The organism is Phytohabitans aurantiacus, assembly GCF_027923225.1.
Lineage (GTDB): Bacteria > Actinomycetota > Actinomycetes > Mycobacteriales > Micromonosporaceae > Phytohabitans > Phytohabitans aurantiacus.
The window spans coordinates 1-12,140 of sequence record NZ_BSDI01000105.1; the positions used below are offsets into that span (position 1 = coordinate 1).

The window sequence follows — 12,140 nt, forward strand, 5'->3', positions numbered from 1 at the left end:
CAGCGCGGCGCGGACAGCGCGGCGCGGACAGCGCGGCGCGGACAGCGCGGCGCGGACAGCGCGGCGCGGACAGCGCGGCGCGGACAGCGCGGCGCGGACAGCGGGCCATGGGACGGGTTCAGGGTGGTGGGAGGGCTGTGCTGGAGCGGACGACGAGTGTGGGGGTGAGCACGATGCGCTCCGCCGTGGGCGAGCCGCCACCGATCGACTCGCGCAGGCGGACCAGCGCCCGCCGCCCGAGTTCCTCGTAGTCCTGGCGGACGGTGGTCAGCGGCGGGTTGAAGTACGCGGACTCGGGCGTGTCGTCGAACCCGACGATACTAACGTCGTGGGGTACCCGCCGGCCGTGCTCGGCGAAGGCGCGAAGGACGCCCAGGGCGGTCTGGTCGTTGGCGGCCAACACGGCGGTTACCCCGGGTTCGTGGGCGAGTCGCAGGCCCGCCTGGTAGCCGCCGCAGGCGCTCCAGTCGCCGGCGAGAAGGTGTGGCTCGGGCGCGCAGGCGGCGGCGAGGGCGGCCCGCCAGCCCTCGATCCGCAGGGCGGACTCAAACCATCCGTCGGGCCCGGCGACGTGCCAGACGGTCCGGTGGCCGAGGCCGAGCAGGTGCTCGGTCGCCAGGCGCGCGCCGTCCGCCTGGTCACCGGCGACGACCGGGACGCCAGCCTTGGGTAGCGCACCGACGACCACCAGCGGCAACTCCATGGCGAGACCCGCGAGGTCGTCGACGTGTAGCGGAGTCAGGACGATGACGCCGTCGACGCCCTGGCTGACGAGCCGCTCGACCGCGGCTCGCAGTTCGCTGCGCGAGGCTCCCCGGCAGGTTGCCACGCGTACGGAGTAGTTCACTGTGCGGGCGGCCCGCTCGACGCCGGACAGGATGGACATCGGGCCGAACAGCTGGCAGCCGAGCGTGACCACGCCGATGACCCGCGACCGTCCGGTCACCAGCGTGCGGGCCGCCAGGTTGGGGCGGTAGGCCAGGGCCTCCATCGCCGCGAGCACGCGGGCGCGCGTCTCTGGCCTTACCCCGTGGTGTCCATTGAGGACCCGGGAGACGGTCTGGTGCGATACGCCGGCGAGGGCGGCCACGTCGATCATCGACGGGCCAGACCGCCGTTCCCGGGATCTCATGGAAGCGTCAGGACACCTGGACGAGTTGCCACTGCTGGTCGAGCGCGCCCGTGTCGGTCCACTGGATGACCCGGGCACCGTCCGCTGTGGACGCGTCGAGCACGGCCAGCACCTTGCCCGCGTGGCGGTTCACGATCTTGTAGTAGGAGCCGGCCGGTACGAGTCGCCACTGCTGGTCGCCGCCGTTGTTCTCGACCCACTGCACCGCGTTGGCGCCATCGTTGGTAGCCGTACCCCAGATCGACACGACGCGACCGCTGTTGCGGCTGAACAGGGTGCGGTACCCGCCGCCGACGTCGGTGACGTGCCAGTGCTGGTTCTGCCCACCGTTGTCGGCCCACTGCACGAGCTGCGCGCCGTCCTGGAGGTTGCCCTGGTACACGTCCAGCGCCTTGCCGCTGCGCCGGTTGACGAGCTTGTAGTACGCGCCAGCGGAGTTGCCGAGGTCGACGTCGCCGTAGTAGACGCTGTTGCGGGCGTCGACCCAGAACCCCTCGACCGACAGGATGAGCACCCGCCCGCTGCCCCGGACGTACTGGAGCATCCGGCTGTATCCGCGCGGCATGGTGGTGCGCACCGGCGTCCAGGCGCCCGTGCCGTTGCCCGTGTTGATGCGGATGTCGCCCGAGCCGTAGGAGTTGTAGGCGAGCCGCCCGTTGGGCAGCGTGATGACGAACGGGCTGCCGCCGTAGTCGATCGTCGTACCGGAGCTCGACGCGTTCCACGACTCGGGGTTCGAGGAGATCTTGTAGTTGTTCGGGGTGTTTGACTGCCCGACCATCTCGAACACCATGATGTATTGACCGTTGGACATCCGGGTGACCACCGGCATACCCGGGCGCAGGGCACGGTCGGCCATCGCGACGTCTTCGACCACCGGGCCCCAGTTGACCCCGTTGGTGGAGCTTTGGTGCACGATCTTCTGGTCGTGGTTGGCGTCGTCGCGCTCGTCGGAGTAGTACACGATCAGCCGGTTGTTCGCGACCAGCAGGTACGGCTCCCAGATCGGCGTCGGGTTGGCGCTGCCCCACTCGCCGCCGCCGACCGCGACCTCGCTGACCCAGCTCCAGGTGAACCCGTCGTCGTTGCTGCGGTACAGCTGGATCGAGGTCCCGGACCGGTCCGGCGGCGAGACGACACCCGCGAGCAGGACGGTGCCGGCCGGCATGCTCCCGATGGCCTGCGGCAGCACGTACAGGTACGGGTTGGTCCAGTTGCTGCCCCAGCGGCGGGCGGAAGTGTCCGCCACCGAGGCGATCTTCGTCCAGGACTGGCCGTTGTTGGTGCTGCTGAAGATGGGGAACGTCTGGCCGGCCGCGGGTTGGTTGTTGTCCTCGAAGCTGGCCAGGATCCGTCCGGTATTCGTCTGCGCCGACTTGGCGTACGTGGTGCAGTAGGCGCGGTTGCAGGTGCCGGAGGGCGCGAAAAGCACCGACGGCCCGAACGCTTGGGCGGGAGCGGTCAACGCGACTCCTCCCAGCGTGACGCTCGCGATGAGCAACGCCGACAACGACCTTCTCACGGGTGACTCCTTTCGCGGATGGGTTTACTCGACGAGCACCCGCACATCCCAGGCGCCGAGTTCGACCGCCGCGCCAGCGGGCAGGGACGCTCCGCTCAGCACGTCGGTCAGGGGCACGGGTGCCGTCGGCTTGGCGTGCGCCCAACTCCAGTTGTGGAGAATGTGGACGCGGCGGCCGCCGGCTCCGGTTCCGCTCGTCGCCGTGACGGCGGGCGGTAGGTCGCGCCAGCCGCTGACCGGCGCCGGGGTGAGCCACGCAGCCAGCGCCTGGGCCAGGCCGCGGTTGGGGACGGTGCCGGCGTAGGTGACGCGGCCTTCGCCGTGGCGGCGGGTGGTGACCGCGGGCCAGCGTCCGAAGTGTGGATGCTGGTACTGGACGAGCACCTCGGCGTCGACGACGGTGAGCCCGTCGATCCACTGTGTCGCCGCCGCGCCCGCCGGCAGATCCAGAGACCCGCCGACCGGGATCTCCTTGACGTTGCTGAACTCGTCGTACCAGACGCCGGCCGCCTCGACCAGGCGTGCCGGGGCCGGCTCGTGCCGCGCCCGCGCCTCGTGGTCGGCGTAGGCGGTGCGTGGACCGAGCACGAGGTGCCCGCCCGCGCCGGCGTACGCCGCGAGCCAGTCGATGGTCTCGTCGTCGACGACGTAGAGCGCGGGCACGACGAGGACCGGGTGGCGCCCCGCGGCCTCATCCGGCCCCAGCCGACGCAACTGTCGCGCGTGGACGATCCGCACCTGGCGGCCGGCGTCGAACGCGCCACGGTAGAAGGGGTCGAAGATCCGGTGGTACGCGGCCGGATCCGGTTCGCCGTCCGGAGTGGACAGTGGCGGGAACTTCTGCATGAGCCACTTGCTGGGCGTCGAGTACACCATCGCGATGTCGGCGTCCGGCTCGAACCCTGCGACCAGCGTCCCGGCCCTGTCGAACTCGGCGCCCAGGCGCGCCAGTTCGGCATAGGTGCGGCCCGGCTGGCCGCTGTGCGGCAGGACCCCGCCCCAATACGTCTCCGCGCCGAAACGCAGCGTCTGCCACTGCCAGTACTCGATCAGGCGCGCGCCACGGGCCACGTGCGCCCACGCCGCCTGCCGCCACTGACCGTCGTAGCCGGGACGGTTGTCCCACGGGAAGCCGATGGACTGCGCGTTGGTCTCGGTGACCAGGAACGGTGCCTGGCGCGAGGAGTACATCCAGTCGGCGGTCTGGTACATCGACCAGACACCCGTGGTCTTCCAGACCTGCTCGTGCTCGTCCGGTGTCGGATCGGGCAGCAGCAGGCCGTCCTGCATGTCGTAGTACGGGTTTCCGGAGGCGATGTCGAGGCGGGCGGCCAGCTCGTCGTCCGCCACGCCCCGCCGGGTGTACGAGATGCAGGTCGTGACGAACTGGTCGGCGCCCGCGAACTCCCGGACGATGTCGGCCTGCCAGCCGATGAACTCGGTGACCTGGCGGGCCTGGAACTCCCGCCACGCCACGTCGTACTGCGGCTGCGCGTTGCCGTCCGGTGTCCACAGGTCGGCCCATGTGGACAGCCGGTGCGACCAGTAGACCAGGCCCCACTCGCGGTTAAGGGTCTCGACGTCGCCGTACCTCTCGCGCAGGTGGTCCACGAAGCGCTGGAAGACGCCCTGGTTGTGAAACAGGTGCAGGCCGGGTTCGTTGTCGACCTGCCAGCCGATCACCGCGGGGTGCTCGACGTACCGGGCGACGATTTTGCGGATCACCCGCTCGGCGTGGAAGCGGAAGGCGGGATGGGTGAAGTCGACCTCCTGGCGGGCGCCCCAGCCGATGCGCTGCCCGGTGGCGTGCTCGCCGGTGATCTCCGGGTACTGCCGGGCCAGCCACGGCGGTACGGCGTACGTGGGCGTGCCGATGATGACAGAGATCCCGCGTTCGTGTGCGCCGTCGAGGACCGGCAGTAGCCAGTCGAGGTCGAACGTCCCGTTCTCCGGCTCCCACGTGGACCAGACGGACTCGCCGACGCGGATGACGGTGAAGTTGGCCTCCACCATCAGGTCGAGGTCGGTCTTGAGCCGTTCGTCAGCCCTCAGGTCGGGGTCGTAGGCGGGCGTGTACTCGTGGTAGTACGCGGCGCCGAACAGGACTCGGGCGGGCAGTACCGCCATGAAGGAACCTCCGTGTCAGGGCTTGGTGACTTTGATCGGGGCGGATGGCGCTGAGGGCCGGGAGTTGCCGACCGCGTTGACGGCGACGACCTTCGCCGTGTACCGGCCCGGCGCCACATTGGCGAACGTGGCCTGCGTGGCGGTGACGGTCTGGGTCAGCACCTGTCCGGACGCGTGCTTGAGGAACACCTCGTAGCCGGTGATGGGCGATCCGCCATCGGCGGGCGCCTGCCAGGTCACGGTGACGTCGGTGCCGGAGACCGCGATCGCCGGCGCGTCCGGAGCGGACGGCACCGTGGCCGGCCGGACGGTGACCGTGTCCCATACCAGCGGCGTGTGGTCGAAGACCACCGCGAGCTTGAAACGGGTGCCGACCGCGATCGTCTCCGGAAGCGTCACGCTGCCCTTCTGCGCCCCGTCGAAGGCGACCGTGCCGAGATCCGTCACCACGCCGGTGGTCGCGAACGCGTAGGCGTGTCCGGTCGTGTTCGCGTGCAGGGCGGTGCCGGCCGGGTCGGTCGCCGTGGCGTCCAGCGGCAGGGTCGCCTTCTCCCCCACCGGGTTCGCGGCCACCAGTGCCGGCGACTCCGTGGCCGGCGTGAGCGCCTTGCGCACCGGAGCCTGCGGCACGAGCCGCCACTCCTGCCCGCCGTCAGCGGTCGCGTTCTGCAGGGTGAGCGCCGCACCGGCTGACGCGCCGGTCAGGTACATGCTGGTGTTGCGGGCTGCCTGGAGCTTGTAGTACCCGTCAGTGGTCGCGACGAGGTTCCACAGGCCCGCCCGCGTGTCGTCGACCCATTGCCCGATCCGCTGGCCGGCCGTGGCGTTACCGGTCCAGATGGCGGCGGCGCGCCCGCCGGCCTTGTTCAGCAACGTGCGGGCGCCACCGGACTTGGTCACGACGTGCCAGTACTGGGTGTCCTTGTTGGACACCGAGCCGGCCGTTTCCAGCCGGACGTCCGGGTCGTCGCCGTTGCCGATGTTCGCGTCGTTGCTGTTGTCACCGGTGCCGATCACCTGACCGGTCTTGCGGTTGACGACCTGGTAGTAGGCGCCTTCCGAGCGGCCGAGGTCGACCTCGGCGTACGCGATGGTGGAGACGCCCTGGTTCCGCAGGATCACCACGCGCCCGGTGCCCTCGACGTACTGCAGGTTGCGGCTGTATCCGGCACCCAGCGTCGTCTGGTACTCCTTCCACACGCCGTCGCTGCGCCCGCTCTCGTTGACCCACACGTTGCCGCTGCCGGCGGCGTTGTAGACAAGCCGCCCGTCCGGAAGCCGGATGAGCACGGGGCTGCCGCCGGTGGCCAGGGTGCGGGAACCGGCGTCGACCGGCAGCGAGGTGATGGCCGTCCCGGCGGGGTCGCCGTCCGCGTAGAACGTCAGCGGGTCGTCGGCCAGCTTGTACCGGACGTTCGCGCCGCCACCCCAGTACTCGTAGGTGATGAGCCATTTGCCGTCCGTCGTCGGGACGACGTTGGTCATGCCTGGCCGCCCGCCGCCGATCTCGGTCTTGCCGCCGCCCATGTCCTGCGTCAGCCCGGCGACGTCGACGACCGCGTCGCTCCACGTTGGACTACTTCCGTCCCACGTCTTGTGCGCGAGGATCTGGCCGTGCGAGTCGGTGGCGGTGTCGTTGGCCGGGTCCACTGTGGCGACTCCGGTGACCGGGTCGAAGCCCAGGAAGCCGTTCTCGTCGGAGTAGTAGCAGACGAGCCTGCCGCCGTGGACCATCAGGTACGGCTCCCAGAGCGGGTCGACCTGCCGGTACGTGTTGGCGGCGGCGACGTTGCGGCCGACCGCGCCGGCGCTGCCGCCCTGCCATCCGCCGGTCGCGATGACGTTGACGACGTTCCAGGTCAGGCCCTGGTCGGTGCTGGAGAACAGGGCGATGGCCAGGTTTTCGCGGTCGCCGTCGTTCGACGGTGTCCAGTTTGGATCGGCGGCCTTCTGCTCCTGGTAGTAGCGGTCCTCACCCGACACGACGCTCGCCAGCAGCAGCGTGCCGGCTTTCAGGGCACCGACGTCCTGCGGCAGGGCGTACAGGTACGGGTTCGTCCAGTTGCTGACGTACGTGGCGTAGCGCGGGTCATCGGACAGGTACGCCGGCGCCTTGACCTCCGACAGCGGCTGCCACGTCGTGCCGTAGTCGTCACTTTTGTAGATGGGCAGGGTCTCGCCGTCGGCGCCGCCGGTCGCGGGTACGACGGTGGCTTTCTCGAACGAGGCGACCAGCCGCCCGCTGGGCAGTTGCGCCGACTTCGGGTACACCGCGCAGTTGCCGCGGCCCTTGAGACACGGCTCGGCGCCGAGCTGGTACATGACGCCGCCGGTCGGGTCGTACGCCTGGGCGTTGGTTTCGGGAAGCATCATCGTGGCGGCCGCCACGGCGCTGACGCCGAGGACGATGACTCCAAACAGGTGTCTTCTCATGAGGGAACCTCCGTTGTCACTGCTTGACACCGCCGGCGGCGAGGCCGCTCTGCCAGTAGCGCTGCAGCAGCAGGAAAGCCACGACGAGGGGTAGGACCGATAGCAGGGAGCCGGTCACGACGTACGCGAGCATGTCGCTGTTGGCACCGGACCCGCCGCCGACGGCCTGCGCGGACCAGGACGCGAGCCCGACCGTGATCGGGTACAGGCTGGGGTCGTTGAGCATGATGAGCGGTAGGAAATAGTTGTTCCAGGTCGAGACGAGCGTGAAAAGCACCACCGTCACGAAGCCCGGCGCGAGCAGCCGCATGGCGATTCGCGCGAAGATCTGGAATTCGCCGGCCCCGTCGATGCGGGCCGCCTCGATGACGCTGTCCGGCACCGCGTCCTGCGCGTAGACGCGCATCAGGTACAGGCCGAACGGGCTGACCAATGACGGCAGGATGATCGCCCACGGCGTGTTGACCAGGCCCACCTTCGCGAACAGCAGGTAGGTCGGGATGGCGAGGGCCGTGGTCGGCACCATGATGGCGCCCAGCACGACGTTGAAGGCGGCCCGGTCGCCCCGGAAGCGGAACTTGGCGAAGCCGTACCCGCCAGCGGCGGCCAGCAGCGCGGCCCCGAGCGCGCTCGCCACGGCGTAGACGCCGGTGTTGACGAGCCAGCGCACGAATACGCCATCGTCGTGGGTAAGGGCCGCGCGAATGTTCGTCCACAGTTGCGGGCTGTCCGAGAACCACAGCCCGAACGTGGTGAACAGGTCCTGTGTGCTCTTCGTCGAGGCCACGAGCAACCAGAACAGCGGCAGCAGGAAGTACCCGAGCGCCGCCAGCATGGCGATCGTCAGCGGCACGCTGCGCCGGCTCCTCATGCGCTCCTCCCCCGGTTCGCGGTGAGCAGGACGGCGTAGGAGACGATCACGATGACCAAACCGAGCAGGAACGACACCGCGGCCGCGTAGTTGACCTGCTGACTGGTGAAGGCGAGCGAGTACGCGTACAGGTTCGCCGTGTACCCGCTGTCGATGACGTTCGGCGCGATGTCCCTCAGCAGCCTCGGCTCGTTGAACAGCTGGAAGCTGCCGATGACCGAGAACACCAGGGTCAGCAGGAGCGCCGGGCGCAGCGCGGGCAGCTTGATGGACCACGCGATCCGCCACGCCCCGGCACCGTCCACCGCGGCCGCCTCGTACAGGCCCTGCGGGATCGCCCGCAGCGCCGCGTACAGGATGATCATGTTGTAGCCGACGAACTCCCAGGTGACGATGTTCGCCAGGCTGCCGAGCATCCAACCGTCGGTCAGGAAGCGCGGGGTCGGCAGGTCCACCGCCCGGGCCGCCTGGGCGAACGGGCCGTAGTCCGGGCCGTAGAGGTAGCCCCACATGAGCGCGGCGACCACGCTCGGCACCGCGTACGGCACGAAGATGCCCAGCCGCACCACTTTGGACAGCCGCAGCAGTCCACTGTCGAGTGCCAGCGCGAACAGCACCGCCAGCACCAGCATCACCGGCACCTGGATCACGAAGAACGTCGCGACCCGGACGATCCCGCGGATCAGCTGCGGATCCTGGACGGCGGTGACGTAGTTGGCGAGCCCCACGAACGACGTACCGCCGACGAGCCGGTCCCGAAACAGGCTCAGGTAGGCGGCGTACGCCAGCGGTCCGACGAACAGCAGGGCGAACACCAGCAGGAACGGCGCTACGAACAGCGGTCCCGCGGCGCGGCGTTGGGCGATCCTCACGACGCCTGGACCGTGAAGCCTTGGCTCTTGGCGAACGTCGTGAGCCGGGTCTGCCACTGGTCCAGCGCGACAACGGTGTCGGTCTTGTCAGCGAGCGACTTGCCGACCGTCTCGGTCCAGTCCGTCACCGCGCGGTCCAGGAACGGCGGCCACTGGAAGCCAAGGTTGATCGTCGAGTTGATGTCGGCGAAGACCTGGTTCACCTGCTGGCCGCCGTAGAAGGCGGGCGCGTCGCCCACGTAGCTCGGATCGGCCAGCAGCGCCTTGGTCGCCGGGAAGAAGAACTGCTCGGTGGCGAACAGCTTCGCGCTCTCCGGGTCGCTGTTGACGAACTTGGCGAACTCGGCCGCCACGATGGCGTTCTTCGTCGTCTTGATGACCGCGCTCGTGGAGCCGCCCCAGTTGCCGGAGGTCGGCTTCGACGCGTCCCACTGCGGCAGCGGCGCCGCCCGCCACTTGCCCGATGTGGACTTCGCCGAGCCGGCCAGGAATACCGGTCCCCACGCGGCGGTCAGCCAGGTCGCGTACTTGCCGCGGTTGAGCGCGTTGAACCAGGCGTCGGTGAAGTTCGGCTCGGTGCCGATGACGCCTTCCTTCGCGAGCCCGCCCCAGTAACGGGCGAGCTTCTTGGCCGCCTCGTCGTTCACCTTCAGCGAGATGTCGCTGGCGCCGGAGACCGCGTAGGGCGCGCCGCCCGCCTGCCAGAGCAGCCCGTGCCAGGCGCCGGCTTCGTTCGCCGACAGGCAGGTCAGGTACGTGTTGGGGTCAGCCGCGTGCAGCTTGCGGGAGGCGGCGGCGAACTCGTCCCAGGTCTTGGGCACCTCGATGCCGTGCTTGTCGAAGATGTCCTGCCGGTACAGCATGCCCATCGGGCCGGTGTCCTGCGGGATCGCCCAGACCTCGCCGTTCTTGCCGCTGACCTGTCCCCAGGCCCAGTCGACGAACCGGTCCTTGAGGGCCTCCGCGCCGTACGGCCGAAGGTCCAGCAGGTCGTTCGTGATGGTGAAGGTCGGGATGTACTGGTACTCGATCTGCACCACGTCGGGCGCGCCGGTGCCGGCTTTGAGCGCGGTGCGCAGCTTCGTGTACTGCTCGGTGCCCCGGCCGGCGTTGACCACCTTCACCTTGATGGCCGGATACTTCTTCAGGAACAGGTCCACCTCCTGCTGGATGTCCGGCACCCAAGTCCAGAACGTCAGCTCGGTCGGCGTCGACATCGCCTTGTCGATGTCGGCCTGGCTGACCGGCCCGGTGGGCGCCTGGTCGCCGCTGTCGGCGCCGCCCCCGCAGGCGGCCAGCGCGGCGCCGAGCGGCACCGCTCCCGCCGTGGCGAGCAGTGTCCTGCGGCTAACTGGGGGAAGGAATCTAGGCATGGTGAAGCTCCCGTCATGAGGGCAGGGGGAATCAACGCACTGTTGATACAGCGGTGCTATGTGGATGAAGGCGGCTGGTCGGCGTCGACTAGCGGCCGGCGGGTGGTGCGGTGGAGGTGCGTACGATCAGTTCCACCGGTGGGTCGACCGCGATTGGCGGATCAGCGTCCGGTTTCTCGATGGCCTGGACCAGAAGCTTGAGTCCTTCTTGGGCCACGGCGTCGAACGGCTGGCGAACGGTGGTCAGCGGAGGCGTCACGAAGGCGGCGACCGGGATGTCGTCGAAGCCGACGACACTGACGTCTTCCGGCACCCGGCGGCCGGCTTCCAGCAGGGCACGGATCAGGCCAATGGCCATGTCGTCGTTCGCGGCGAAGACCGCGGTCACGTCGCCGTCCGCCGCCAGTTTCCGGCCGGCCTCGTACCCGGACACGGCTGACCAGTCACCCTCGACGACCGCCGGTTCGGCCCGGCCGTGCGCGCGCAGCGCGGATCGCCAGCCGTCCAGGCGGTCCCGCGCGGCGTACCAGCGCTGCGGTCCGGCGAGGTGGTGGACGGTGGCGTGGCCCAGGTCCAGCAGGTGCTCGGTGGCTGCCCGGGCCAGCGCGTCGGCGGCGACCCCGACGGTCATCACGTGCGGGGCGGCGAAGGCCGGGGGCGCGCCGAGCACCAGTACCGGCACATCGACCCGCACCGCGGCCGCGCCCTCGTCTATGGGCTCGGAGATGACGATGCCGTCGACGCCCTGCTCGATCAGCGAGTCGACCGCGCCGGTCACGCCGGCCGGGTCGCCCTCGACGGTGTTGACGACACGCAGCGCGTAGCCGGCGTCGCGGACCGCCCGTTCGACGCCCATCAGCAGCGAAGCGGGGCCGTAGAGGGCGGTGCCGAGGGTGACAACCCCGATGGAACGGGTGCGGCCCGAGGCGAGCGCCCGCGCCGCGTGGTTGAGCCGATAGCCAAGCTCCTCCGCCGCGGCCATGACCCGCTGGCGCACGTCGGCGGAGACGTACGGCTCGTTGTTGAAGACCCTGGACACGGTCTTCTGCGAGACGCCGGCCACGCGTGCGACATCGGCACTGCGCGGCACGGCCGCGTTCCTGCCCCGTCCCACCATCCGCGTCATGCTATCTCCCGACATCCGGCCCTCGCTGGCCCGCTCTGACTGCGCTGTCATGTTTGCGCAGTCATACGAGAACGTCAAGCCCCCGAAACAATCCCGCAACCCAGCCCCACCCACCCCACGCCCCGCGCACCCCGCCCGCGCGCACCCCGCCCGCCCGCGCGCACCCCGCCCGCCCGCGCCGCGCCGCGGCCGCGCGCACCATCGCAGCGTCCGCGCGGCGTCCGCGCGGCCCCGCCGATCAAGGGCGAACGCACGTGGTTGGATCTCTTTTCCGCGTGCGTTCGCCCTTGATCGATGCACATGGCCTTGATCGACGAAAGAGGTCCCGGGGTGCAAGGCGGCACGCCGTCGTGCCCGAAGGCCGGCCGTCGGGGTTTGAGGCGTTGGCGGCGGCGTGTCACCGCGCCCTGCGCGCCGATCAAGGCCATTCGCAAGGATCAAGGCCAAATACACGCGAAGAAGAGATCCAACCACGTGCATACGCCCTTGATCGGCGGAAGCGGCGTGCCGCCGCCGCCCCGCGCGCCGATCAAGGGCAATCGCAAGGATCAAGGCCAAATACACGCGAAAAGAGATCCAATCGCGTGCATACGGCTCTCCTGTCTGATGTGTGGGTCAGGTGGGAGAGTTGCGGCCGGGTAGTGGGGTTTGGTAGCCGCCGAGGTGTAGGCGGGTGAGGGCGAT

8 protein-coding genes are annotated in these 12,140 nt (G+C 69.7%); all 8 read right to left on the minus strand.

Going from position 1 to position 12,140, the window contains the following annotated elements:
* Positions 1 to 118: 118 nt before the first annotated feature.
* The 8 genes from QMG73_RS45495 to QMG73_RS45530 all read right to left on the minus strand — a co-directional run bounded on the left by QMG73_RS45495 (position 119) and on the right by QMG73_RS45530 (position 11,456).
* Complete coding sequence (locus QMG73_RS45495; protein WP_281906328.1) at positions 119 to 1,132, minus strand: LacI family DNA-binding transcriptional regulator; 1,014 nt, start codon at positions 1,130 to 1,132, stop codon at positions 119 to 121.
* Between the two features lie 7 nt (positions 1,133 to 1,139).
* Positions 1,140 to 2,654 carry an RICIN domain-containing protein gene (locus QMG73_RS45500; protein WP_281906330.1) on the minus strand — a complete coding sequence of 505 codons (1,515 nt, stop codon included), beginning with the start codon at positions 2,652 to 2,654 and terminating at the stop codon, positions 1,140 to 1,142.
* A 24-nt stretch (positions 2,655 to 2,678) separates the two neighbouring features.
* Positions 2,679 to 4,781 carry a beta-galactosidase gene (locus tag QMG73_RS45505; RefSeq protein WP_281906332.1) on the minus strand — a complete coding sequence of 701 codons (2,103 nt, stop codon included), beginning with the start codon at positions 4,779 to 4,781 and terminating at the stop codon, positions 2,679 to 2,681.
* Positions 4,782 to 4,796: 15 nt separating this feature from the next.
* The gene (locus QMG73_RS45510) at positions 4,797 to 7,214 is read right to left on the minus strand and encodes a fibronectin type III domain-containing protein (protein WP_281906333.1); all 2,418 of its coding nucleotides are present in this window, start codon (positions 7,212 to 7,214) and stop codon (positions 4,797 to 4,799) included.
* Positions 7,215 to 7,230: 16 nt separating this feature from the next.
* Entirely contained in the window at positions 7,231 to 8,085 is an 855-nt protein-coding gene (locus QMG73_RS45515) for a carbohydrate ABC transporter permease (RefSeq protein WP_281906335.1), read from the minus strand.
* Positions 8,082 to 8,957: a carbohydrate ABC transporter permease gene (locus QMG73_RS45520; RefSeq protein WP_281906338.1), complete on the minus strand. Its 876-nt coding sequence runs from the start codon at positions 8,955 to 8,957 to the stop codon at positions 8,082 to 8,084. The genes QMG73_RS45515 and QMG73_RS45520 overlap by 4 nt, the downstream gene beginning before the upstream one ends.
* A complete protein-coding gene (locus tag QMG73_RS45525; protein ID WP_281906341.1) occupies positions 8,954 to 10,330 on the minus strand; it encodes an ABC transporter substrate-binding protein in 1,377 nt (458 codons plus the stop codon). The genes QMG73_RS45520 and QMG73_RS45525 overlap by 4 nt, the downstream gene beginning before the upstream one ends.
* Positions 10,331 to 10,418: 88 nt before the next feature.
* On the minus strand, positions 10,419 to 11,456 hold the full coding sequence (locus QMG73_RS45530) for a LacI family DNA-binding transcriptional regulator (RefSeq protein WP_281906342.1): 1,038 nt from the start codon (positions 11,454 to 11,456) through the stop codon (positions 10,419 to 10,421).
* Positions 11,457 to 12,140: the final 684 nt, after the last annotated feature.